Annotated in this window: 12 protein-coding genes and 1 pseudogene; 5 read left to right on the top strand and 8 right to left on the bottom strand. The window is 63.7% G+C overall.

The features are described from left to right. Positions 1-81: 81 nt before the first annotated feature. Genes QFZ30_RS15875 through QFZ30_RS15890 form a run of 4 tightly spaced genes read right to left on the bottom strand, consistent with a single transcriptional unit; the run spans position 82 to position 5,714 of the window. Complete coding sequence (locus QFZ30_RS15875) at positions 82-1,698, bottom strand: ABC transporter substrate-binding protein (protein ID WP_307077821.1); 1,617 nt, start codon at positions 1,696-1,698, stop codon at positions 82-84. A gap of 21 nt (positions 1,699-1,719) precedes the next feature. Beyond that, a complete protein-coding gene (locus tag QFZ30_RS15880; protein ID WP_307077823.1) occupies positions 1,720-2,649 on the bottom strand; it encodes a carbohydrate ABC transporter permease in 930 nt (309 codons plus the stop codon). 11 nt (positions 2,650-2,660) lie between these two features. Continuing rightward, positions 2,661-3,641 carry an ABC transporter permease gene (locus QFZ30_RS15885; RefSeq protein WP_307077825.1) on the bottom strand — a complete coding sequence of 327 codons (981 nt, stop codon included), beginning with the start codon at positions 3,639-3,641 and terminating at the stop codon, positions 2,661-2,663. 12 nt (positions 3,642-3,653) lie between these two features. Continuing rightward, positions 3,654-5,714, bottom strand: a complete 2,061-nt coding sequence (locus QFZ30_RS15890) for a beta-galactosidase (RefSeq protein ID WP_307077826.1) — start codon at positions 5,712-5,714, stop codon at positions 3,654-3,656. A gap of 327 nt (positions 5,715-6,041) precedes the next feature. Here QFZ30_RS15890 and QFZ30_RS15895 point away from each other — a divergent pair, with 327 nt between their 5' ends. Next, positions 6,042-7,619 (top strand): serine hydrolase domain-containing protein, encoded by a 1,578-nt coding sequence (locus tag QFZ30_RS15895; protein WP_307077828.1) that lies wholly within the window; start codon positions 6,042-6,044, stop codon positions 7,617-7,619. Here the strand turns inward: QFZ30_RS15895 and QFZ30_RS15900 are convergent. Further along, positions 7,616-8,362, bottom strand: a complete 747-nt coding sequence (locus tag QFZ30_RS15900) for an aspartate/glutamate racemase family protein (protein ID WP_307077830.1) — start codon at positions 8,360-8,362, stop codon at positions 7,616-7,618. The genes QFZ30_RS15895 and QFZ30_RS15900 overlap by 4 nt on opposite strands. Before the next feature lie 106 nt (positions 8,363-8,468). Between QFZ30_RS15900 and QFZ30_RS15905 the strand changes: the two genes are divergently transcribed. From QFZ30_RS15905 to QFZ30_RS15920, 4 genes and pseudogenes are all read left to right on the top strand, one after another. Beyond that, positions 8,469-9,293, top strand: a complete 825-nt coding sequence (locus tag QFZ30_RS15905; protein WP_307077832.1) for a MurR/RpiR family transcriptional regulator — start codon at positions 8,469-8,471, stop codon at positions 9,291-9,293. Positions 9,294-9,435: 142 nt separating this feature from the next. Continuing rightward, complete coding sequence (locus QFZ30_RS15910) at positions 9,436-11,007, top strand: NCS1 family nucleobase:cation symporter-1 (RefSeq protein ID WP_307077834.1); 1,572 nt, start codon at positions 9,436-9,438, stop codon at positions 11,005-11,007. Positions 11,008-11,213: 206 nt separating this feature from the next. Beyond that, positions 11,214-12,329 (top strand): glycerophosphodiester phosphodiesterase family protein, encoded by a 1,116-nt coding sequence (locus QFZ30_RS15915; protein ID WP_307077836.1) that lies wholly within the window; start codon positions 11,214-11,216, stop codon positions 12,327-12,329. Between the two features lie 28 nt (positions 12,330-12,357). Then, positions 12,358-13,085: pseudogene (locus tag QFZ30_RS15920) on the top strand (alpha/beta fold hydrolase). Here QFZ30_RS15920 and QFZ30_RS15925 read toward each other — a convergent pair. The 3 genes from QFZ30_RS15925 to QFZ30_RS15935 all read right to left on the bottom strand — a co-directional run bounded on the left by QFZ30_RS15925 (position 13,082) and on the right by QFZ30_RS15935 (position 25,020). After that, on the bottom strand, positions 13,082-14,443 hold the full coding sequence (locus QFZ30_RS15925; protein ID WP_307077840.1) for an MFS transporter: 1,362 nt from the start codon (positions 14,441-14,443) through the stop codon (positions 13,082-13,084). The pseudogene QFZ30_RS15920 and the gene QFZ30_RS15925 sit on opposite strands and share 4 nt — an antisense overlap. Positions 14,444-14,603: 160 nt before the next feature. Further along, on the bottom strand, positions 14,604-24,365 hold the full coding sequence (locus QFZ30_RS15930; protein WP_307077842.1) for a family 43 glycosylhydrolase: 9,762 nt from the start codon (positions 24,363-24,365) through the stop codon (positions 14,604-14,606). A 301-nt stretch (positions 24,366-24,666) separates the two neighbouring features. Next, the gene (locus QFZ30_RS15935; protein ID WP_307077843.1) at positions 24,667-25,020 is read right to left on the bottom strand and encodes a GNAT family N-acetyltransferase; all 354 of its coding nucleotides are present in this window, start codon (positions 25,018-25,020) and stop codon (positions 24,667-24,669) included. Positions 25,021-25,064 lie beyond the last annotated feature (44 nt).

Below are 25,064 nucleotides of genomic sequence, written 5' to 3' on the forward strand. Positions count from 1 at the left end.
CGGTGACGACCCTACCGGTGACGACGGCGGCGCGGCCCCGCGGGTGGATGTCCGGGAGGCCGCGCCGCGGTGAGGCAGAACCTACTTCTTCTCCGCGTACGCCTTGTAAGCCTTGTTCGCCAGTTCAACGTACTTGGACTGGCCCTTGGCGTCGAGCTCCTTGACGTAGGCATCGAACTCGCCGAGCGGCCGCTGGCCGGTAATGAACTTCAAGGTGTTCTGCTTGACGTGGTCCTTCAGCGGGGTCAGCACCAGGGTGGCCTGCTCGCGGTCCGTATCGCTGAACGGAACGGGCGGTGCCACGGCCTTGGGCGTCTTGCTTTGCATGTCCTTCTGGAACTTGAGCTCCTCCTCATTCATGGTGGACTGCAGCAGATCGGTGGTCCCGCCATAGGCGAAGTTGCCGCCGGAGAAGCCGTAGTCCACGCGCAGGTCCTTGGTGCCCTTCGGGTTCAGGCCCAGGAAGTTCACATCGGGGGCGGGCGTGCGCTTGCCGTTGACCACGTCGTACGTTGTGCCCTTGACACCCCACTTGGAGTACTCTTGGCCGGCATCGCTGTAGAAGAGCCAGTCGATGAACTGGATCAGGGCCACAAAGTTGTCCTTGTCCGCAACGGAGGAGTTGAGCATGATGCCGTTCTCCAGGCGCGAGCCCCCGATCACGTCGCCGGCCGGACCACCGGGCACAGTGATCTTGGAGATGGCGAAGTTGCCCTTGCCCAGCGACTGCTCCATGGATGTCCGGTAGGTGACGATGTTCTGCGAATTGGTGCTGATGACGAATGATTTGCCGGTAACGAATTTCTGGACGGCGGAGTCGTCCGGCTGGGTGAAGCTCTCCGGGTCCATCAGGCCCTCGGACACCAGGGAGTTGAAGTAGGTGATCAGCGCCTTGAATTCCCCGGAACCCGCGCCGAAGCTGAACTTCTTGGCCGATTCATCGAACACCAGACCGTCCACCAGACCCCAGCCGCTCACCGTGCCGAAGGCGGTGCCGGCGATGTTCAGCACGGCGTTGCCGTTGAAGCGGTCCGAGAAAGGCACGACGTCGGGATAGGCCTTCTTGAGCTTGCGCAGCGCTTCGCGGAACTCATCCCACGTCTTGGGGATGGCGATGTTGTTCTTCTCGAAGATGTCCGTGCGGACCGCAAGGGTGTAGTCCGGCCACAGTTCCTCATGCAGGCCCGGCAGCACATAGTACTTGCCGTCGGCCTGGGTAAGGCCCTCGATCTCAGGCTCGAGCTTCCACTTTTTGACCTTGTCCTGGAAGTTTGGCATCAGGTCCACGTAGTCGCTGACCGGAAGGACGGCTCCGGAGGAGACGAAGGCTGATTCCTGGCCCGGGTAGGTCTTGGCAATGATTTCCGGGGCGTTTCCGGAGCTGATGAGCAGGCTGCGCTTCTGCTCATAGTCGCTGCTGGGGACGACGGTGGCGTCCAGGGTGACATTGGTATCAGCGGCGAGCTTGGTAAAGAACAGCCAGTCCTTCTTGTAGGCGTAGGAGGGCATGTCGCTGAAGAGGCAGCTGAACGTCAGCGGCGCCGTCGCCTTGAACGTGTCACCTACCCCGAAGCTGTCCATGGCACCCGTGCGGGACTTGGACGTATCCACTGCGGCTGACTCTGAGTCGCAGCTTGTCACCATCAGGCCGATGGTTATGACGGACGCGAGGCCGAGAAAGTCTCGTCTGCGGATCATGGGCTTTCCTTTCGTAGGTTTTTATTCCTTGACGGAACCGAGCATGATGCCCGAAAAGAAGTACTTCTGGACGAATGGGTAGACACACAGGATGGGGATGACAGTCAGGACGATGGTGACGGACTGGATGTTGGCGGCGATCTGGCCCACGTTTTCCACCGTGGAGCCGGCGCTTGCCGTGTTGCTTGCTCCGGCGATCATGTTGCGCAGGTAGATGGTGACCGGGAACAGCTCAGGCTTGTCCAGGTAGAGGAAGGCCTGGAACCAGGAGTTCCAGTTGGCCACGGCGTAGAACAGGACCATGGTGGCCACGATGGCTTTACTGAGCGGCAGGACCACCCTGAACAGCACGCCGTACTGGGTGAGGCCGTCGATGGCGGCGGCCTCCTCCAGTTCACGCGGCATGTTCTCGAAGAAGGACTTCATGATCAGCAGGTTGAAGACGCTGATGGCGTTGGGCAGCACCACGGCCCAGATGGAGTCGCGCATCCCCAGCGAGCTGATCAGCACGTAGTTGGGGATCAGGCCGCCGTTGAAGAACATTGTGAACACCGCGATGCCGATGAAGAAGCTGCGGCCTTTGAGGTCCTTCTTGGCGATGGCGTACGCGAACGTTGTGGTCAGGACCATGGAGATGGCCGTGGCCACCACCGTGTACAGGACCGTGTTTCCGTAGTTGTTCCAGAACGTGGAGTCCGCGAGGATCAGCTTGTACGTCTCCACGTTGAAGCCGCGCGGAAACAGGTTGACCTGTCCGGAGTTGATAAAGCCTTCGCTGGAAAACGACTGGGCAATGATGTTCAGGAACGGGTACACCGTCAAGAACACCACCACCAGCAGGAACGCCAGGTTGAAGATCCGGAAGGCCTTCATGCCACGCGATTCCTTCATGTCCTTCAACAGGACGCCGGTGTCCTTCTTGGCCTGCCGGTTCAGGAGTGCTCCATTCATGACTGCCCCTTTCACCACAGGCTCGTTCCCGTGACGCGCCGTGAGATGGCGTTCGCGGAGAGGATCAGCGTCAGGCCGATGACGGATTCGAACATTCCGATGGCGGCCGCGTAGCTGAAGTTGCTTGATTCCAGGCCTACCCGGTACAGGTAGGTGGAGATGACGTCCGACGTTTCATAGTTGAGCGGGTTGTAGATGAGCAAGATCTTCTCGAAGCCCACCGCCATAAACGTGCCGATGTTCAGGATCAGCAGCGTGATGATGGTGGGCCGGATGGCCGGGAGGGTCACATGCCAGGTCTGCTGCCACCGGTTGGCACCGTCAATCCTGGCGGCCTCATACAGGGACTCATCCACCCGGGTCAGGGCAGCAAGGTACAGGATGGCGCCCCAGCCCATGGTCTGCCAGACCTCGGAGCTGATGTACATGGGCCGGAACCAGCTGGCGTCCTGCGTGAAGTTCATCGTGGTGCCGAAGAGGGTGTTGGCGATCTGGTTCACCGTGCCGGTCATGGAGAAGTTCTGCAGGATCATGCCCGCGATGATCACCACGGACATGAAATGCGGCAGGTACGCCACGGTCTGGACGAACTTCTTGAACTTCTGCGAGCGCAGTTCGTTCAGCATCAGGGCGAAGATAATGGGCATCGGGAAGCAAAAGAGCAGCGTCAGCACTCCCAGGATGATCGTGTTCTGGAACGCCTGCCAGAAGCTGGGATCGTTGATGAAAAGGGTGACGTACTTCAGCCCCACCCATTTCTCGCCGAAGATGCTGCCGCCCGGCTGGAACTGCCGGAAGGCGATCACATTGCCGGCCATGGGCAGGTACCGGAAAATCGCGAAGTAGAGCAGTGGTAGCGCTAGCAGGGTGTACAGGCGCCAATCCCGCTTGATCGCCAGCTTCCAGCCGCCAGGCTTGTTCCGCGGCTTCTGGGCCTTATCCGGCACGCTTGGCGCGGCCGCCTCGGGTGGGACTTCTAGTTGTATTGCCATCGCCTTCCCTGCCTATCGTGAAGTTTCGTCGGTGGCGGACTCCTGCAGAACCAGCACGCCGTTGGCGGGAAGCTCAACGGTTCCCTGGAGGGGACGGCCGCTGATCCGGTCGGTTCCCCCGCGTCCGACGTCGATGCCCGCCGGGGCATCGTTGTGGTTCAGAACCAGCAGGAAGCTGCTGCCGTTGCCAGTACGACGGCGGACCTGGACTCCCGGCGGAGCTGCCAGCTCGGGCTGGACGCCCGCCGCCTGGCGTTCTGCAAAGAGCAGGGACTCCAGGAAGGTGTTGTCCACCCGTGCCGAGAGGTACACAGCTGTTCCCTTCCCAAATGTGTTGCGGGTGACCGCCGGTGATCCGGCGAGCCGGCCTGAGTCGTAACTGGCCAGCACGTCGGCCCCGTCGGTGTGAAGGTGCTCGGTCCAGTAACTGGCGGAGGCTGTGCCGCCGTCGGCCGTTGCGAGCTTCACTTCTTCACCCTCACCGGCGAGCGGGTGCATCTCCTCGCTCCAGGCTCCCAAGACCTTGCGGAGGGCGCCGGGGTAGCCGCCCAGGCGGATGGTGTTGGACTCGTCCACGATGCCGGAGAGGTAGGAGACCACCAGGCGGCCGCCGTCGGACACGTAATCCTCGAACCGTTGGGCGGATTCGTCGGTGAGCAGGTAGGCAGCTGGCAGGAGGACCAAGCTGTACTGGCTCAGGTCGCTCTTGGTGTCCACAAAGTCAACCGTGACGTTGGCATCGAACAGCGGGCGGTAAAGGCGAAGGACTTCCTGGGCATACGTCAGGTCTGAGCGGGGCGAGTTGCCCAGCTCCAGGGCCCACCAGCAATCCCAGTCGAAGACGATGGCCACCTTGGCGGCTGACCGTGTGCCGGTCAGACCGTCCAGTTCCTTCAGTTCGTTCCCGAGCTGGGTCACTTCGCGGAAGATCCGGGTGTTGGGGCCGGAGTGGCCCACCATGGCGGAGTGGTAGCGTTCCGTGCCGCCTTTGGCCTGCCGCCACTGGAAGAAGAGGATGGCATCCGCGCCCTGGGCAATGGCCTGGTAGGAACCCAGGCGCATCTTGCCGGGCAGCTTGGAGACGTTGACCGGCCACTGGCTCACTGCTCCGGTGGCCTGCTCCATGACCATCCAGGGCTGGCCTCCGCGGAGGGACCGCATGAGGTCGAAATTCAGGGCCGCCGCCACGTGGGCGTCAGCTTCGCGGGGGTCCGGGTAGATGTCCAGGGCCGCGGCGTCCTCTGCGGCAGCCCAGGCCCAGTAATCGTTGTTCTTGTAGAAGCGCATGAAGTTGGTGACGATGGGAACGTCCGGCGTGTGGCGGCGCAGGATGTCCCGCTCTGCCTTGAAATGCTCCAGCATGCTGCTGGATGTGAAGCGGTGGTAGTCCAGCCGGCGGGTGGGATTGGACCAGGTCCGCGGCTGCGCGGGAGCGCCCACCTGGCTCCAGTCCGAGTACACCTGGCCCCAGACGTCGGCGCTCCAGGCCTGGTTCAGTTCCTCCAGCGTCGAGTACTTCGTCTGCACCCATTTGCGGAAGGCTTTGTCCGCCCAGGGGCCGTAGGAGACGGGACCGTATTCGTTGCCCACGTGCCACATCATCAGCGCCGGGTGCCTGGCGTAGTGCTCCCCCATCTTCCCTGCAATGGCGAGAGCCTTTTGGCGATAGACCGGATGGGAGACGTCAAAGTGCTGGCGCGAGCCGAAGCCGAACGCGCTGCCGTCGGCGAGCTCCGGCAGGATGTCAGGATGCTGCGCGATCAGCCAGGCCGGCGGAACGGCATCCGGGGTGGCCAGGTCCACACCGATGCCGTGCTGGTGCATAAGGTCCATGACCTCATCAAGCCAGCCGAAGTCGTAGATGCCGTCCGCCGTTTCGAGGCGGCTCCAGGAGAACACGGCCAGGGTGACCAGGTTGACGCCGGCTTCCTGCATCAGGCGCGCATCCTCAAGCCATACCTCGCAGGGCCACTGCTCGGGGTTGTAATCTCCGCCGTAGGCAATGCCTCCCAAGCGTCTATGCATACGCTGGAGACGTTCCTCCGCCGTGCGCGCGTCTGGGCTGATGGTCATCTTTGTCCTTTGCTCGGCACCTCCGCCGCATGATCCCCACCATGCGACCTGCATCACATGAAGAAACTATCGTAAAGTTTACGCAAGCACAAGGAGTCTTCTGGAGAAGACGGGGTCCAAAGATGCGCTGATATCGTCGCGCGTCGGTGCCGCATTGCGCCAAATCCAACAAATTTGGGAGCGCCGCCGATGAACTCGCTATGTCTGTTTCTGATAATTCTTTGAAACTATCGGATGAAGTGACCGGACCCGGAGAGCGGGTGCATTGTTTTCCGCCCAGCAAGGCCATACCGTGAAGAGACGGTCAGCCGAATTGCAGGTACGGGCATGCGACGTATTTCCCGTTCATCGCGCTACCTTCTGCCGCGCCTCCTGACTGTCGGCCTCCTGGGCTTCACGATGGCCGCAGTCCCTGCCGGATCGCCTGCAACGGAAAGCTCCTATCCGGCGCAGGCCTATGACGCGTTGGACATCTTCCTGCAGGACCAGCTGGACGCACTCGGGATTCCTGGTGCCGCCATCGTCGTCGTCCAGCACGGCCTCCAGGTGCACTCTGCTGCATTTGGCCGCGCCGATGATTCAGGGCGGCCGATGACGGCCCAGACTCCGGTGCTGCTGGCTTCCACCACCAAATCCCTGACAGCCATTGCCGTGATGCAGCAGGTTGAGGCCGGCCGGCTGCAGCTGGATGAACCGGTGCAGAAATACCTGCCTTGGTTCACGTTGAAGGACAGCCGCGCTTCAGAGGTCACAGTTCGCCATTTGCTCCATCAGGCCAGCGGCATGGCCTCCAAAGACACGGCCTTCGAAGGCTCCGACGCCCAGTACCCGGAGGCCATCGAAGAAGGTGTGCGCGCGTTGTCAGGTTCCCCTTTGACCGGAGTCCCGGGCGAAGCGTTCGGGTACGCCAATGCCAACTTCAACATCCTGGGCCTCCTGGTGCAGACCGTCTCCGGCCAGCCGTTCGGGGACTACATGGAGCATCACATATTCGAGCCCCTGGAGATGACTCACAGCCATCCGACCCGGGCTGGTGCCAGCGCGGACAATGTTGCTGCCGGCCATTCGCTGTGGTTCGGCGCGTTCTGGCTGCAGACCGATGTGCCCGCACCCACCACCGGAATGCCGTCCACCACCATGTACGCCTCGGCCGAGGACAAGAGCCACGAGCTGATCGCCCTGCTGGACGAGGGCGGGTACAGGGACCGGCGCATCCTCCAGCCGGAAAGCGTGGCGGCTTTGCTCAAGCCACGAGTGCGGGTGGACGATACCAAGGGCTACGCCATGGGGTGGTTCACCCGACCGCTCGTGGAGTCTGCCGACCTTTCGGAGGAGCCGGACCTGGACGCATTGCCGCTGCTCGTGGAGCATCAAGGGGAATGGGGCAATTCCCACACGTACCAGGCCATGGTTCCCGCCTCCGGCCTTGGCGTCGTCCTGATGATCAACGGGAACGACACGTCCGCCCCGTCACGGCTCAAGGCCATCGATACCAACGTTCTCCGGATTCTCCACGGGCAGGACCCGGTGCCGACGGTAGTGCAGGAGGACTGGCTCCAGCGGTACAGCTGGGTGGTCTCGCTGGCACTGCTGCTGGCGGAGGTGGTGAGCCTGTGGCTGGCGCTCTTCTTTCTGCTCCGGAGACATGCGTCCGCCCGAAAGCGGTGGCCGGCCCTGGCTGTGGCCATTGCGGCGCTCGGCCTCGACGGCTTTGCCTTATGGCTGTGCTTTATTTATGCCCCCACCAAGTTCGACACCAACCTGGCCGTCATAGTCCGCCAGTTTCCCGACGTCGGAGTCACGTTGGTGGCGGTGCTCGCACTGGCCATTGTCTGCCCGGTCCCCCGCACCGTTCTGCTGCTCAGCCGGATGCGGGCACGTCCACGCACCGATCAGCGGATCTAGAGCGGCACGGCAGGAACATCCACGCCGGCCAACGGCCAGCCTGTGACCGACTTGGAACGAGGATGAGCGTAGGTCCGAACCTTGGACGTGGACAGCCCCATCCGCACGAGCGACTCCGCGATAGTGACGGCCGCGGCCACTCCATCCACCACCGGCACATCAGCCCGGCGCCGGATCTGCTCGTCAAGCCCCGCCATGCCGCCGCAGCCCAGGACAATGACCTCCGCCTTGTCTTCGCTGACGGCCAGCAGTGCCTGCTCCACAATCGCTTCGATGGCGCGGTCCGGGTCCACTTCGAGCTCAAGGACTGACAGCCCGCTGGCACGGACAGACGCGCAGCGGACATCCAGTCCGGCCAGTTTCAACCGGTCTTCGATCAGGGGCACGGTCCGGTCCAAGGTGGTGACCACCGAATACTTGTGCCCAAGGAACATGGCGGTGCTCGCTGCCGCTTCGGTGATGTCCACCACCGGAACATCGAGGAGTTCCTGCAGGCCTTCGCGGCCGTGTTCGCCATAGCCCGCCTGGATCACGGCGTCGTACGGCCCCTCATAGGACAGCACCCTGTCCATCACGCCGATAGCGGCGAGATAGCTTTCGAAATTTCCCTCACACGAAACGGCACCGAAGCGCGGCGTGAGTCCGATGATCTCCGTTCCTGACGCTGCAACCCGCCGCGCCTGGGCAGCGATGGAGTCGGTCATGGACTGTGTGGTGTTGACATTGGCTACAAGAATGCGCATGGTTCCCTCTCCTGCGTTCTGGCCGTGATAGAAGTATGCCCCGGAAGGAGCGCCCGTGAAGAGTTCGGGACATTGACCCTGCCCCGCGCCATGAGACGGTTGTTTCATGAGGATCGACGAACGAATCGGACAGCACTATCCGGAGCTGAGCCCACAAGAACAGAAGGCTGCCGACACTCTCCTGGACCGGATGGGCGACCTCGCCACGTTCAATGCAGCGGAACTCGCCAGCCTCAGCGGCGTCTCCAAAGCCACCATGAGCCGCCTGTTCCGCAGGCTGGGCTTTGCCGATTTCAACGAAGTCAAAGAGCACACCCGCAACATACGTTCCAGTGGAATCCCGCTCGGTTCGCACAGTGCCGACGCCGGCCTGGTCGGCCACATGGAGCGGGAGTTGGAAAACGTGCGCCGCCTCTTCGAGCTCCTCGATGATTCTAGGCTGGCGGCGGCGACCCGAAAAATGGCCGACGCCGACACCGTCCTCCTGATCGGATACCGCAACAGCTTCCCCGTGGCCCTGCACTTACGGCAACAACTGCTCCAATGCCGCAAACAGGTAAACCTCGCCCCTCTATCGGGGCAAAGCCTTGGCGAAGAACTGGCCAGCCTCGGCAAGGCCGACGCAGTGGTAATTTTCGGGTTCCGCCGTAGGCCCGCCGAATTCCACCGGGTCCTCAAGGCAGCCGCTTCTACCGGAGCGGTGACCATCCTTATCGGAGATTCAAGCGCAAGGCGGTTTGCGGCCGATGTCACCATCTGGATCGAATGCCCTGTTGACAATGCTCAGGCCCTGGACAGCTATGCGTCGGCCATGAGCCTGGTCAGCGTCCTGGCCAACGGAGTCCTCACGTCCCTTGGCCGTGCAGGCCGGGAGCGTGTCCGGAAAGTCACCGGGCTGTTCGACTCGCTGGACGAGATCGAGTCGCATTGAAGCACGCAAGTGGGGACGTCTGGAGGAAGGGATACGCAAAGAGAAATTGTTGCGGCAGTAACAGCAGTGAAACACTCGTTCCATCTAATTGATCGTATGAAACGGCCGGACCGTCGGCTGTCCTGATCAATCAGAGGAACCCATGTCAGAGTCCCAGACGGCCGCTCCCTTGCGGGAAGCCGATCCGCCGGCCACCGGTCTTTATGGCGCGTATGATCCACAGCTCAGCAATGAGGATCTCGCCCCGCTCAAGAACCAGCACTGGAGCAGCTACAACCTTTTCGCGTTCTGGATGTCCGACGTCCACAGCATCGGTGGATACGTGACGGCCGGAAGTCTGTTTGCGCTCGGACTGGCGAGCTGGCAGGTCCTCGTTTCCCTGCTGGTGGGCATCGTCATCGTGAACATCTTTTGCAATCTCGTGGCAAAACCCAGCCAGCTCACGGGTGTTCCCTATCCAGTCATTAACCGGGCCGTGTTCGGCGTCAAGGGCGCCAATATCCCGGCCCTCATCCGCGGGCTGATCGCGGTGGCCTGGTACGGCGTCCAGACGTTCCTGGCTTCCGAGGCCCTGGTGATCGTGTTCCTGAAATTCTTCCCCTCGATGGCGCCACTGTACGACATCGAACAGTCCGGCTTCCTGGGGCTCTCCACCCTGGGCTGGATCTGCTACGGAATCCTCTGGTTGGCACAGGCTGCGCTCTTCTGGAACGGCATGGAAAGCATCCGGAAGTTCATCGACTTCGCCGGCCCCGCCGTCTATGTAGTGATGCTGGTGCTTGCCATCTACCTGGTCTCCAAGGCGGGCATCGGCAACATCAGCCTTAACCTCTCCAGCGGGCCACCCCTGGACTTCGCAGCTTCTATCCCGGTGATGATCTCGGCCATAGCCCTAGTGGTCTCCTACTTCTCCGGTCCGATGCTCAACTTCGGCGATTTCGCGCGATATGGGAAGAGCTACAAGGCTGTGAAGAAGGGCAATTTCCTGGGCCTGCCCGTGAACTTCCTGTTCTTTTCGCTGCTGACGGTCATCACGGCGTCAGCCACGATCCCGGTGTTCGGGCGCCTCATCACCGACCCGGTCAAGACCGTCCAGGAGATCGACACCGTCTTTGCCGTGCTGCTCGGCGGCCTCACCTTCGTCATCGCGACCGTGGGCATCAACATCGTGGCCAACTTCATCTCGCCCGCCTTCGACTTCTCCAACGTCAGCCCCCAGAAAATCAGCTGGCGGGCAGGGGGCATGATCGCCGCGGTCGGCTCTGTCATCCTGACCCCGTGGAACTGGTACTCCAACAACGACGCCATCCACTACACACTCGGAGTCCTGGGCGCATTGATCGGGCCCTTGTTCGGCATCCTGATCGCCGGGTACTACCTCATCAGCCACCAGAAGGTATGGGTGGATGACATGTACACCATGGAACCCAGCGGCCGGTACTGGTTCCGCAACGGCTACAACCCGAACGCCGTCAAAGCCGTGGCAATCAGCGGTGCCGTCTCCGTCGCGTCTGTGCTAATTCCTAAGATGCTGCTCGATTTTGGCGCCACGACGGTCAATGCGACGTGGATCGGTAACTACAGCTGGTTCCTGGGCTGTGGTCTCGGCCTAGTGGTTTTCTGGCTGCTTGAGCGGAGTTTGCCCATGATCAGCATCGAGCCAACCGGAACCGATGCGGACCTCAACGTAAGCGAGGGCCTCCTGACCCCCTGATTCCAAGTCCGAACGAACAGTTGGGGCGCCCGGCGGAAAAGGGGCCCTAACTGTTCGTTCGCGCTTTGGGGATTGGCCTTCCCCGCCGCTCCGTCCTACCTGTTTACCTCCGGTCCAACTCCGCGCAGACGGCAGTCCACCTGGGTTCTCTACCGTGAACGGGTCACCGGCATCGCGCCCGGACCCATCACTCAGGAGGAACCACCATGCGCAAAGTCCTGACAGCCGCGGCGGCCGCTGCCCTCATTACCTCCCTCGCGAACGGTTCAGCGGCCACCGCCGATGCCATGCCGACCGCGGAAGCCGGCACGCCGTCGTCGAACACTGCGCCGTCGTCGAACACTGCGCCGTCGTCGAACACTGCGCCGTCGTCGAACGCTGTCGTCACCACCAACGAGCGCAACGGCTCGTTCGACCTGCAGTCCCACCGCGGCGGCCGCGGCGAATGGACCGAGGAGTCCTTGGCCGCGTTCGCCAACTCGCTCCAGGTGGGCGTGACCACGCTGGAACTGGACACGCACCTGACCGAGGACGGAAAGGTGATCGTCTGGCACGACGACACCATCCAGGCCAACAAATGCATCGATACCGATCCTGCCGCCCCGGGCGACGCCGAATTCCCCTATGTGGGCGACCGCGTTGCTGAGCTGTCCCTGGCACAGGTTAAGACCCTCAACTGCGGCTTCACCCAGCTGCCCGGCTATCCCGAGCAGGACGTGATCGAGGGCAACCGGATCGCCGAGCTGAAGGACGTCTACCAGCTCGCCCGCGACCTGGATGCGAACAAGGTCCGCTTCAACGTAGAGACCAAGGTGGAGGACGGCCTGGCCGGCGGCGAGGGCATGGTGGCGCTTACCAAGGCCGTTGTCATCGAGGTCTTCAAGGCGGGCATGGCGGACCGCACCACCGTGCAGTCCTTCGACTGGTCCTCGCTGAACCTGACCAAGGAAATCGCCCCGCAGCTTCCGCTCGTGGCGCTGTCCAGCGGCGACGCGTGGCTGCAGGTGGGCCAGCCCGGCGCGAGCCCCAACCTGGGTGGAATCGACATCGACGACTACGACGGCTCGCTCGCCAAGGCGGCGGCTGCGCAGGGGTACGACGTCGTCTCCCCCACGTTCAGCTCGGTCACCCCGGCGATGATCACCGACGCCCACGAACTGGCCCTGCCCGTCATCCCGTGGACCGTCAACAAAACCGCCGACATGGAGCGGCTGATGGACCTGGGCGTCGATGGCATCATCACGGACTACCCCAGCCGCCTGCGCACGGTTATGGAGGAGCGCGGCCTGAAGCTGCCGAAGGTATACGGGGTGGAGAGCTAGGGCCGGTGACGAGGCGTACCCTGAGCCTATGGAATCCGAGGTCCGGAATCTCAGCCTCCGCACAGGCATCACGGTCCCGTGCCTCGTCCAAGGCAGCGCCGAAGCAAGGCCGCTGCTCCTGTTGCACGCATGGGGCGAATCCCAGAGAAGCTTTGACCGTCTCCTACCCCTGCTGGCCGGCTTCAGGGTTTACGTTCCCGACCTCCGCGGACAGGGCGCTGCAGACAAACCGGAGGACGGCTATTCGCTGGCAGAACAGGCCGAGGATGCCGCCGCGATTCCGGATGCCGTCAGTGTGGAAAGGGCATTCGTCCTTGGCTCCTCCAGCGGAGGCTACGTCGCCCAGCAGTTGGCCGCTGCGTACCCCGGGCGGGTCGCGGGGTTGGTGCTGGTGGGCTCTCCCCTGAGCCTCCGGGGTCGGCCGCCCTTCGCCGACGAAGTGGAGGGCCTGACATCGAGAACCTGGTCCGCAACGGCGTCAGGATGCCGGCGCACGCCTGGAAGCGCATCCTGGACGGCCTGTGTGCGGCCACGCCGCCCACCGAGGCCGGAACCATTCATGCGCCCACGCTGATCTTGTGGGGCGGCCAGGACAGTCTGCTGCCGCGGAGGGACCAGGAAGCCCTGGCGGCTCGAATAGCCGGCTCCGTGTTGAAGGTCTACCCCGATGTAGCGCACGCGGTTTTATGGGAGTGCCCGGAACAGGTGGCGCAGGACGCGACGGCGTTCCTTGGTTCTATGGGGTTGAGGGCCTAATCCGTCCGCTCCCGCCACAGCAGGGTCACCAGAAACGCCACCATGCTGAGTACCAGCATGGCCACCACCATCAGCCCCCAATTCCCCTGGTCCACGCCGCCGCCTGCGAAGACACCGATCATCACCGTGGCGGTAATTGCGCCAACGTATCGGCACGTCTGGAAGATCCCGGCCGCAACGCCCCGTTCCTGCGCCCGGGTGGAGACGAACATGCCCTGGTTGGACGCGATACTCACCACTCCATACGGAATGCCCATGAGGGCGGTGAGGGCCAGAACCAGCGGAATGGACAGTGAGCCGGTAAGGAGCCACATCAGCCCGGCCACTGCCGTCAAAAGTACGACGCCAGCGATCAGCACCCGCCGTACGCCGAACCTGTACATAGCGCGGACTGCCCACGGCGTGGCCAAGACTGACATGGTGGCCAGAGGCAGCATCAGCAGACCCACCAGACCGGGATCGTAGCCAGCCGCTTCCTGCAGCAGCTGCGGCAGGCCGAAGAACACAAAGTAGTAGACGCTGCTGAAAACGGCGAACCCCAGGTACACCAGCATCAGCGGGCGGTTCCTGCCCAGAAGACGCAGGTCCAGGAAGGGCGGGCTGAACCGGAGTTCGCGCCACACAAACAACGCGGCGATCAGCGTTCCGGCGCCCAGCATCCACCAGCGGTATCCCGGGGCCACGTTCAGCAGGGCCATCATCACCAGCAGCAGGGAACCGACGAAGCCCAGGATGCCCGGGATGTCCGAATCGCGGACCAGCTCACCGAGGCTTCCGCGTTCGCGGGCTTCGTCTGCCGGGGCCACCTGCCGGACGATGAGGAGCGCCGCCAGAGCCAGCGGCACGTTGACCAGGAACAGCGCTTCCCAGCCCACCAGGCCAACTAGCAGTCCGCCCACCACCGGTCCTACCGCTGCCGCGGATGTGTTGGCCATCTGGATCCGGCCCAGCGGACGGGAAGATTCCAGCTTTGCGCGCTGCGCGATTGCCCCGATCATCACCACCGCACTGGGATAGGCCGCCGCGGTCCCCAGCGCCATCACGGCGCGGGCCACGCAGAGCAGGGAGAAGTTGGGCGAGAACGGAGCCAGCGCACACGTGACCGCTACCAGCCCCATTCCCAGCATGAACATGCGGCGGGGCCCGAACCTGTCCGCGAGCCTGCCCATCAGCGGCTGGCCTGCCGCGGAGCTGAGGTAGAAGGAGGTGATGACCCAGGTGACCGTGGCGACGTCGAGCCCGAAGTCCGCGCGCAGCACCACCAGGGCCACCGCGATCATTGAGGAGTTCAGCGGGTTCAGCGCCGTGCCCAGGCTGAGGCCGGCGACCGCCAGTCCGGTCCGGGGTTCGTTGCTCACGGTAACAGTCTGGCGCACGGGCTTCCGGATCCACCACTTCGTGAAGTCGGCGCACCGGTTCCATGAAGGATCCCATGAAAAAGGGGGTATGCGGCACTGTTGATGTGCCGCATACCCCTGGTCCAGATATGTGGTTCCGCCGGTCAGGTCACTTCTTGGCTCACTTTTTTACTGTGACGTTGACTGTGGCTGCGGGCTCCCCGTCACTGCCCGTTGCAGTGACGGTCAGGGGTCCCGGCGGGGTGGTCGCCGGGATCTGCAGCGTAACTTTTCCTGCGCCCTTCACATCGGTGGACACCGAGCCCAGGGTAGTGCCCCCGGCCGTCAGGACAACCCGGTCCCAGCGGTCGAAGCCGGCCACCGTGAAGGTCAGGGAAGCACCGGGCTTCACCGTGGCGGAGCTGGCCTTCAGGGAAGGTGCCACATCCGCGGTGATCTTCACTGCGGTGGTGCGGACCTTATCGGCGTTGCCGGCCTCGTCGAAGGACCGGTAACTGACCATGTAGTCACCGCGGGTGGAGATCCTCAGCGGGGTGCCGGCAGCGATCGTGGTCCACGCGCCCAGGTTGAGGCGGTATTCGATCTTGGCGACACCTGACAGCGAGTCCTGGGCCGAGAAGATCACGGTCACCGGGTTCCGCGGAGTCCCGGTGCCTGACTCCGGCGTGGTGACGGCCGCCGTCGTCGGCACGATCTTGTCGATCTTCACTGCCACACTGCCAGCCGACCCGTCCATCACCACGTTGTCCTTCAGCAAACGGTGATCCACTGTATGCGGGCCGTTCGCCGAGATGGTGAACGGCTGCGCCGCCGACTTCCACGCACCACCGTCGAAGCGGTACTGTGCCGCCGTCCCGGCCGGCGCAGTGATCTTCACGCTGACATCCTTGGCATACCACCCCTCCGCCGACGGCTGGGCCGCCGAGGTAAGAGTCACGTCCGCCTTGGGCGCCGCTGCCGCCGGCACCAGCACCGACTGTGCAACACTCACATTTCCTGCGGAGTCCACCGCCCGGTACTCCACTGTGGCGGCACCTGCGCCCACCGTTACGTCGGCGCTCGCACTCGCCGACAGCGTCCAAGGCTCAGCACTGTTGACCCGGTACTCCAGGCCGGCCACGCCGGAACCTGGATCCGCGTCGGCACCCGTGACGGTGACCTTGCGGGCCGCAGCGTCCACCTCTGCCGACGCCGACGGGACCACCCGATCGATCCTGATGTCCCGGTCGATGACGGCAGACACGTTGCCTGCCTGGTCCACCGCGCGGATCTTCAAGCCAGGGCTGCCATCCGTCAACTGCAGCGGCGCGAACACATCCCAGGTGAGCCCTCCGTCCCGGCTGATCTCGATCGACGGCGCCGTTCCGCTGTCATCCGTAGCAGCGGCAGTCACACTCACGGTTGACTTCCACCAGCCGTTGGAGCCGTCCGGAGCGTCGGGAGACACGGTCACAGTCAGCAGCGGCGCGGTGGTGTCCGGTGCCGCGATGATGACCGTTGCAGCCTGCTCCGCGGAGACGTTGCCTGCAACGTCGGACGCCCGGTACGCCAGCGTATGGCTGCCCGCTCCGGAGACCGGAAGCGGCCCGTCGTAGGCGGTCCACGGACCGCCGTCCAGCGAGTACTCCACCGCAGCCAGTCCCGAACCGCCCTCCGCGTCAGTGCCGGCCAGCGTCACGACCACAGGGCCCAGTGAAGCCCCGCCCTGGTCATCGAACGACGCCGAAACCTCGGGCGCCGTCACGTCACGCCTGACCTCCAGCGTGGTGACCGCGGACTGGTTTCCGGCCTCATCCGTGGCCCTGACCTCAACAGCGGACGTGCCTTCGCCGATCGCGACGGCCGCCGAATAAGTTAGCCAGTCACCGCCGTCGAGCCTGTACTCAATGGTCGCGGCAGAATCGTCGGCAGCGGACGCAACCAAAGCCACATCCCCGGTGTACCAGCCGTTGCTGCCGGTCGGTTCAGCAGGATCCAAAGCGGCGGTCAGTACCGGCGCTGCCGAGTCCGGGACGACAACCTTGACCTGCACGTTCTTGTGAGCCTCAGCGAGCTCTTCGGCTGCCGTCATGTTCAGGACCGGCTGGCCGTCGAAGCCGAAGTGCACCGTTGCCGCCCTGGCATGCCGCCCTGGATCGAAAAGGCCGCCGTCTCCCTTGTCGCCGGGCCCTGAAACCTCTCCGACTGTCCGCGAGTGGAACACGATGACCGGGTTTCCGTACTCGTCCACAGTGAAGGAGTTGTGGCCGGGGCCGGCCTGGCCGGGAACGTCAGCAGTGGTCAGGATCGGATACGGGTTCTTGGTCCACGACGCCGGGTTCATCAGGTCTCCATTGTCGGCAGCCGATAGCAAGCCGACGCAGTAGGCCGCGTCCACTGTTGCCGCCGAGAACGTGACGAACACCTTTCCGTCCTTCTTGATGACGGCCGGACCCTCGTTAATCGACAGCCCTGCGTTCTTCTCCCAGGCCATCGTCGGTGTGGACAGCAGGACCGACTTGCTGGTCAGCTGCGACGGATCAGCGGGGTCGATGGTGGCCATGCGCAACATGGAGGGACCAGGATTTTCGGCCCACACCACGTAGTGCTTGCCGGCGTTCTCGAAGTACGTCATGTCCAGCGAGAAACTCCGGAAGGCGTCTGTGTCGCCGGCTGCGGGCTTCATCCGGCCAAGTTCACGCCATTTGCTCGGATCCATCAGATCGTTGCCGTCCAGCTTGAGCACCACAGGCCGGATGCTCCACACACTGCTGTCGATACTGGCGCTGAAAAACACGTACCAGCTGTCGCCCACCTTGTGCAGTTCCGGCGCCCAGATGTACCGGTTGAGCGCTGAGGTGTTCTCGTCCCAGATGGTGATTTCGGGTGCACTGCCCAGCCCGGCGATCGTCGTTGCCCGGCGCAGGGTCACGCGATCGTAGCCCTCAGGGTCTCCGCTGCCCACCATCGGGTAGGAAGCGGTGAAGTAGTAATAGCCGTCATCGCCGCGGATCACGTCCGGATCGGCCCGCTGTGCAACAAGCTTCTCGGGGTAGGTGGGCCGCTGTACGGTGCCGTTGACCGTGTAGGTGCCGGGTTTGCCGGTTTCGACGGCGGCCACGTCGGCCGGGTTCCACTGCACGCCCATCGTGGTGGTGGAACCGTTGTTGTACTGCACCTCCGACGTCGTCGGCAGCGTGAGCTGCCCGCCGCCGTCGAGCGTGACATCGCTGAACGGAGCTACGCCGGTGTTGAACGGACGGCTGTACTTGGCGATGACGCGGTCGTACTCGGTCTTCGTCAGACCGATCGATGACGCCTCCAGGGCGCCCGACGGGAACGTACCCTGGCCTGATGCGGGCACCGCCGGCACCTCAACCGGATCCTTGAAGGATGAGAAGTCCTTCGTGGTGACCTGGTAGGTCTTGCCGTCGGTCTTTGATACGAAGGTCAGGCGGTAGGCCGCGATGCTGTTGTCGTACTTCACTGCAACGGAGCCTGCTGCCATGTTCCTGTTGTTGAAGGCGACAAGCCGTTCTCCCGTGAAGGTCACGAGATCAGCCGAGTCGTAGACGTAGATCGACGACGAGTTGCTGTCCACGGTGGCGACGAGCCCGAAGGACCCGTCAACCTTCCGGAACAACGTCGGTGAACCGAACTTCGCCGCACCGAGGGTGGGGTACAGGACGGGACGGCCGTTGTTCAGGCCTGCGTAAGTGGCGCCGCCAAGGGCTGCGGCATCCTGGGAAGCCAGGTGCAGGGCATCGGTGCGGGCAGTGTTGCCCGACTGGATGTAGGACCCAATCCGCCCGCCGTCCGCAGCCAGTACCTTCACGTTATAGGTGCGGACCTCCGTCAGGCCGTTGGCGGCGAACGTCGCCGTCAGGGTAACCGTCACGTCCTCCGCGGCCGGCCGGGTCACCGTGCCCGTGTCGGAGAGCACCTGGGCGTTGGAGGACTGCCAGGTGAGAGTTACGTTCCCGACAGCGGTCAGCAGGCGGATGTCCTCCGTGACGACGTCGACCGCCGGGTTGTAGGAATTCGCCACCAGTTGCAGGTCCTTCTGTGGAGTGTTCGCAATCACGGTGAAGGTGAAGGCGCGGGTGGTGGCCTGGCCGGCCAGTTCGAGGGTCGCGGTCAGCGTGACGGTGACGTCCTCGGTAGCGGGCCGGGTGACCTTGCCGTTCGCGTCCAGGTGCGCCGGGTCCGAACTGGACCAGGTGATCTTCGAGCCCTTCGCCCCGGCCTGCGGCAGCGTCAGGTCAGCCGCGATGGACTTGGGGCCCAGGTCCAAGGCAGCCGCGTCAGCATCCAAGGCAGCCTTCGCCACTGCCGGGTCCGAACCCGCGTAGTAGGCATTCGCCACGTCGGCGTCGGACAGCGCGGTGCTGTACACCGACACATCCCGGACCCCACCCTTGTAGAAGTTGTCCGGGTAGGAGGACCGGCCGATGTAGCCCACAAGTCCGGTGCCAAAGTCACTTACCGTCCGGGTGGTGGCGACGGTGCCGATCTTGCTCCCGTTGTAGTACCCGGTGATGGACCCCGGCTTGATCACCGTGGTGTACAGGCCCCAGGAATTGTTGGTGGCCGGGCCGGGGATGCCCTTCGACGCTGTGGTCGGCGAGATGCCGGCCTCGGTCCCCCACGGCGCAGACGGGACGTTCCCGTCAGTGATCACGGATTTGAACAGGCCCTGCGGGTTGCGCGGGTTGAGCAGCCAGTACTGGCTCGGCGGCGAGGCGGCCGAACCGAAGAACATCGCTGCGTAGTTCCCTGAGCCGGTCTCATTTTTCAGCCAGGCGGAGATAGTCAGCGTGTTCTGGCCGTCAAACATCCCGGTGGGCAGCTTCACGTGCGCGGCCCCGCTCGTCGAGGAACCGCCGGGCAGCGTCAGCTCCTTACCCGAAATTGTCGCGCCGTTGCCGACGATGGTAGCGGTCTTCCCGTTCCCGGACGCGTCGGCCACGGAGGTCCCCACGACGGACGAAAAGTCGTAACGGGCCAGCACTTGCGAACCGATCACTGCCGGCGACGACTTAGCCGAGACCGCCGAGTCACCCACAGCGTTGGTGGCCACTACCGTGGCCTGGTAGCTGCCCGGCTCCAGGTCCGCAAAGCGGTGCGAGCTGATGGAGGCGTCCACCTGGATGGTGCGGTGGACGGCGCCCTCTGACGTGTAAAGGGTCACGGTGTAACCGGTGATGGGAGAGCCGCCGTCGCCCGGCGTTACCCAGGCAGCGGTCAGTGACGTGCCGTCGGCATTCAGCGACGGCGCGGCCGGTGGCGCCGGCGCCACCGCCTCGCCCGTGGCGGGCACCGTTACCGTGATGCTCACGGCAGCTTTGTCCGGCGCCACTTCCTCGCTGGTGCTCATGTCCAGCACCGGGCGTCCGTCCTCGGCCCAGTGCACGCGCCGCAGGAAGGTGTCCCGGAGTGAGGTGTTGGTCGACTTGGCGTGGTAGACCAACACCAGGTTGCCGTCCTCATCGGTGGTGAAGCTGTTATGGCCCGGCCCGAGCTGCGCGATGGCAGGGTCGCTCTTAAGGATGGGTGAGTTGCCCTTCGTCCAGTTGGACTGGTCTGTAAGGTCCACTTCCGAGGAGGCGGTGAGCAGGCCGACGGCGTAGGTGGTGTCCACGTTCGAGCCTGAGTAAGTGAGGAACACTTTGCCGTCGCGCTTGATGACGAAGGGGCCTTCGGCCACGTTGGTGGTGTTGGTGTCCCAGCCGTACTCCGAGGTCACCAGCTTCTTGGGCTCGCTGGTCAGCCGCGTCGGGTCGGACGGGTTGACCGTGGCGATCCAGATCTCCGCATCACCGTTCGGGCTGCCAATGTAGCGCTGGGACCAGGCGACGTAGGACCTACCGCCGTCCTCAAAGTAGGTCATGTCCAGGCTGATGCCGGGGTGGCTGGCGTCGCGTTGCAGCGGCGAACCGTCGGCCTTCAAAACCTGCTTCGCCGGCTCCCAGTCGGCAGCGACCGTGGGGTCGCCGCCGGATTTGAGCTTCTGCACAAAGGCCTGCACCTTGTTCCAGCTGGCCTGCCCGATGCACGGCGCGTAGAAGATGTAGAGGTCCCCGGCCACTTCATGGAGCTCGGGAGCCCAGAAGCAGCCGGCAATGTTTGCACTGCCTCCGATGGTAGCGACGGAGTGGTCGGCCGCCGTCTTCAGGCCCACGATGGTGCTGGCCTTGCGCAGGAACATGCTCTTCGCGTTGATGACGTTGGCATCGTCGGTGGCGATGAACAGGTAACTGTCCTTCCACTTGAGGATTGCCGGGTCCGCTTCGGCCCCGATGAACGGAGTTGAGTAGGCCCGCTGCCGGACGGTGCCTCGCACCGTGTACTGCCCGGGCACGGCGGTGTTGACGGCCGCAACGTCCTCGGCTTTCCAATCCACCGGCAGCGAAGCCGTGGAACCGTCAGAGTAGTCCAGCGCTGCGGCGAGGCCGTTCAGGTCCACCGTGGTGTTCCTTCCAACCTCCTGGTTGGGAACCGTGACGGCGGTGTTGCGGATCCGCCCGTACCTGTTGGCGAGCCCGGTAGCCACAGTTTCGGTGACCGGAAGGACGGTGGACGGTGCCGAGCCCGGGACGGCAGTGGTCACGGCCGGGTCATCGATGGTCAACGTTCCGGTTCCCAATTCACCTCGGCTGCCGGGGATGCTGAGGCTGCCGAACGAGGTGTGGTAGGCCGTGCCGTCGTCGGCTGTCCAGGCCACACGATAGGCCGAGGCCGCGGAGTCCCACACCGCCTTGGGCTTGTTCACACCGTTGGTGACGCCGAGGTCAACCAGGCCGACCTCGGTGTAGGTCAACAGGTCTGGGGAGGTGAAGTACAACAGCGAGCTGGCGGCAGAGGAATCATCGGATCCATTGTCAATTGCCCGCGTGGCGACGACGCCGTACCCGCCGGTGGCCAACTGGAACACGTACGGGTTCCGGAGGGTTCGCGTGCTCAGGATGTCCAGTGCGCCGGTGGGGGCCGCCTTCGCGAACAGGATCCCGTAGTTGTCGTTCAGGGCCTTGAAGTCGTCCGTTGTCGCGCCGAGGCCGAGGTGCATGCTGTAGGCGAGCTTTCCGCTGTACGTGGCGGTGTTCACCACGGCGCGCTCATAGCTCAAAACATACCGGGCCAGCTGTTCCGGCAGGACCGTGACGGTGAAGTCCTTGGTGACCTCGGCGTCGATCGCAGGATCGGCGGACCGGAGCGTCAGCGTGACCTTTGCGGTCACCGGAGCGCCGGCGCTGGTGCGCAGCACATTGTCCGTGATTGAAACTCCTGCGGTGCTGGTGGTGTAAGCAACAGCGTGTCCGCTCTGGGCGGCGGGCAAGGTTGTCCCAGAGACGATGGTGGGCCGGAGGACGTAGCGCTTGGCAGCCCGGGTGAGGTCGGCAACCGGGTTCTGGGCAACAACTGTCAGCTGGTACTGCCTGGTGACGGTATTGGTGCCAAGCTTGAGGGTTGCCGTAAGCGTGACCGGAGCATCGGCGTCGGCGGGACGGTTGACCCGGCCTGTGACAGAGATGACGGCAGGATCCGAAGACTCCCAGCTGATGGCAGACCCTTTGGCTCCGCTGGTGGGCAGGGTGAGGTTGCCCGTCACTTGGGTCGGGCCCAGGTTGATGGCGTCGGCATCGGACTGGAGGGCCGCGTCGAGGACGGCCGGGTCCACGGTGCTGAAGTAGTAGTCCTTGATCTGTTCTGCTGTTTTGGCGGTGCTGTGGACGCGCACGTCCCTGACCCCGCCCTTGTAAAAGGCGTCAGCGTAGGACGACCGGCCGATGTAGGAGACAAGCCCAGTGCCGAAATCGCTCACCGTGCGGGTGGTGGCAACCGTTCCGATCTTGGTTCCGTTGTAGTACCCGGTGATCTGGTTGGGTTCCACCACGGTGGTGTAGAGGCCCCAGGAATTGTCCGTCACAGGACCAGCGATTCCGCGTGAGGCGGTTGTGGGCGAGATGCCAGCCTCCGTCCCCCAAGGGGCGCTCGTGTTCTGCCCATCCGTGATCACGGACTTGAAACGGCCTTGCGGGTTCCGCGGATTGAGCAGCCAGTACTGGCTGGGCAGGGAGTTCGTCCCGCCGAAGAACATTGCCGCGTAGTTTCCGGCGGCGGTCTCGTTTCTCAGCCAGGCGGAGATGGTCAGCGTGTTCTGGCCATCGAACGTTCCGGTGGGCAGCTGGACGTAGCCGGCAGTGCTGTTCGACGCGCCGCCGGGCAGGGTCAGGACATCGCCGTTGACGGTGGCGCCGGTGCCCTTAATGGCACCGTCGCGGCCCCAGGGGGACGAGTCCAGCACCACGGTGCCCTTGACCTTGGAGAAGTCGTAGTGGAGCAGCGTGTCGCTGCCCGCCGGGATGACGGAGATCGTGGCGGCAGCAGTCAGGTCGGTTCCGGTGACGGCGCCGGTCACCGTGATGGTGCCTTCGCGGGTGTAGTAGTCAGCGGGCTCGGGAGCGTTCCAGGTTACTGCGAGTTCCCGAGTGCTGTTGTCGGCAAAGGTAACGGGCGCGGTCCGGGGCAGCTTCGCTTGGGTTCCGACGACGGTGACAGTCTTGACCGGGGCCACGGACGTCGCCTTGGGCAGGTAGGCGCCCATGAGGGCCTTCTGCTCGGCAGCTGTGATCGGCATGATGGTGCCGTGGCGCGGAGCCGGGGAGGGCAGCGAGTACCCGGTCGGAACTGTCCAGTTGGCGTTCTGCAGGCCCGAGGAGAACAACGGGATGTACTTTCGGCCGCCGAACTCGTCAACGAACAAGTAATAACCGGGGCCGTTGACGTCGCCGTTATTGGCCTTGAATACGGTGGGTCCTTCGACGGCGGCGGTGCCGGCTTTCTTGCCGATGCAGGTGGCGTCGAGCTTCCAGGTGTCGGAAGTTGCAGAGGTAACGGTCGTCACCGCGGTCAGGCTGGTGGAGTGCTCCTGCATGATGTCCAGGCAGCCGGTGGTCTGGGCCTCGTCCTTGGTGAAACGGTAGTAGGTGCCGTTCTCGGCGATTACGGTGCTGTCGATCCTGGATTTGCCGGTGTTCTGCCACACCTTCGCCGGGCTGAACGTCACGAAGTCACGCGTGGTGGCATACAGCATCTGGTTGGGCTGGGCTTCGCTGTGGTCCGCGGTGGTGTAGAGCTTGGAGGCCCAGAACACCACGTACTCGCCCAGGGTGGCGTCGTAGTAGGCCTCAGGCGCCCAGGTGTTGCCGGCATTGTCCGGAGATACCTTCACGTGGCGCTGATCGGACCAGTTGACCAGGTCCGTGGACTCCCAGATTTCGATGTACTGGCTGCCCTGCCGCTGGGACGCATCCCAGGTGGTTCCGCTGCCGATCGACAGGTCCGTGGCGATCATGTAGAACTTGTCGCCCTCCGGGGAACGGACAATGAACGGGTCGCGCAGGCCCTTCGTGCCCATGGTGGACGTCTTGACCGGCTGACCGCCGTTGAGGGTCAGCCAGTTGCGTGCATCGTTGCCGTTGCTGGCGCCGAAATAGATCTTCTCACCGGCAAGGGAGTCGCCGGTGAAGTAGGGGAACATGTACGCCTCAAATTGCGGCTTCTCCGGGAGGGCCGGTACCACGGCGTTGAACGTCTTCGTGGCTGAGGCGTCGTTCCGCGTGATGGTGGCGGTCAACATCACCTGCTCGGTCGACTCACCATGCGCGGGACGGTGGACCACGCCGCTCGGATCGACTACTGCGCTGTCGCCGGAAGCCCAGCCGATGGACGTGTCCTGCGCGCCGGTGGTCGGAAGGGTCAGGTTCCCGCGCACGTCGTCGATGTTTGTCACGAGTAAGGCGCTGGCGGCTGCCTGCACAGCGGCCTCATCCTCGGGGGCGCCGGCATGCGCCTGTTGCGCCGGCGCGATCACCAACGTGGAAACAACGCAGAAGGCCGCAACGGCCGATGCCATTCTTAGCCAGGTACCGCTCGCGGTCATGAACACTCCTCTGTGTGTGACTCCCACCCCCAAGGCAATAGGGGACGTTCTGCCATGCTGATCTGGCAGCCGAGCGATGTTAGCGCTCACAATGAGTTGAACAGTAGGGTTCCTGCGCTCCTGAGGCAATAGTTTGAGTCGAACTGGGGATGAAAAGGGGATATCGGCGCAATCATTACGGCCGGACACGGGCGATAGCCCGTGAGCCTTGACAAGGGCCCGTTCGTGAGCGTTGGGCGGAGACGTACTAAGTGGTCCTCTTTAGTGCCCGCCTGCAGCTTCGGGAAAGGGCAGTTGTCCTCTACGCCCGGGTGCGGGGAGCCAGGGCGACGTCGAGAAACTCCAGGTGCGCCGGCGTAATGGCGGTGGTGTTTTCCGCATACTCCGGGTGCTTGGTGAGGAACTTCTTGATGTACGGGCAGACGGGCACAATCGTGATCCCGGCTGCGGCTGTTTCATTCAGGGCCGCGGTGGCGAGCTTTCCCGCGAGCCCTTGGCCGCCATATTCCTCATTGATTACGGTGTGATAGAAGATCCGCTGAGGTGCGCCGCCGCCGTCGTACTCTTTGTACGCGGCTTTGCCGATCACGTTTCCGGCGTGGAGCACTTCAAAACGCTCGCGCTCCGGGTTGTTGCGGATAGTAATGTCACTCATCGGGATCTCCTTGGCAGCGGCTTTCTGCTACAGCGTAACCTCAT

Source organism: Arthrobacter pascens (assembly GCF_030815585.1).
Taxonomy (GTDB): Bacteria; Actinomycetota; Actinomycetes; order Actinomycetales; family Micrococcaceae; genus Arthrobacter; species Arthrobacter pascens_A.

What these genes read in the sequence shown, in the direction of transcription:
- QFZ30_RS15875 (WP_307077821.1), bottom strand. Translation starts at nt 1,698, where the DNA reads ATGATCCGCAGACGAGACTTTCTCGGCCTCGCGTCCGTCATAACCATC.
- QFZ30_RS15880 (WP_307077823.1), bottom strand. Translation starts at nt 2,649, where the DNA reads ATGAATGGAGCACTCCTGAACCGGCAGGCCAAGAAGGACACCGGCGTC.
- QFZ30_RS15885 (WP_307077825.1), bottom strand. Translation starts at nt 3,641, where the DNA reads ATGGCAATACAACTAGAAGTCCCACCCGAGGCGGCCGCGCCAAGCGTG.
- QFZ30_RS15890 (WP_307077826.1), bottom strand. Translation starts at nt 5,714, where the DNA reads ATGACCATCAGCCCAGACGCGCGCACGGCGGAGGAACGTCTCCAGCGT.
- QFZ30_RS15895 (WP_307077828.1), top strand. Translation starts at nt 6,042, where the DNA reads ATGCGACGTATTTCCCGTTCATCGCGCTACCTTCTGCCGCGCCTCCTG.
- QFZ30_RS15900 (WP_307077830.1), bottom strand. Translation starts at nt 8,362, where the DNA reads ATGCGCATTCTTGTAGCCAATGTCAACACCACACAGTCCATGACCGAC.
- QFZ30_RS15905 (WP_307077832.1), top strand. Translation starts at nt 8,469, where the DNA reads ATGAGGATCGACGAACGAATCGGACAGCACTATCCGGAGCTGAGCCCA.
- QFZ30_RS15910 (WP_307077834.1), top strand. Translation starts at nt 9,436, where the DNA reads ATGTCAGAGTCCCAGACGGCCGCTCCCTTGCGGGAAGCCGATCCGCCG.
- QFZ30_RS15915 (WP_307077836.1), top strand. Translation starts at nt 11,214, where the DNA reads ATGCGCAAAGTCCTGACAGCCGCGGCGGCCGCTGCCCTCATTACCTCC.
- QFZ30_RS15930 (WP_307077842.1), bottom strand. Translation starts at nt 24,365, where the DNA reads ATGACCGCGAGCGGTACCTGGCTAAGAATGGCATCGGCCGTTGCGGCC.
- QFZ30_RS15935 (WP_307077843.1), bottom strand. Translation starts at nt 25,020, where the DNA reads ATGAGTGACATTACTATCCGCAACAACCCGGAGCGCGAGCGTTTTGAA.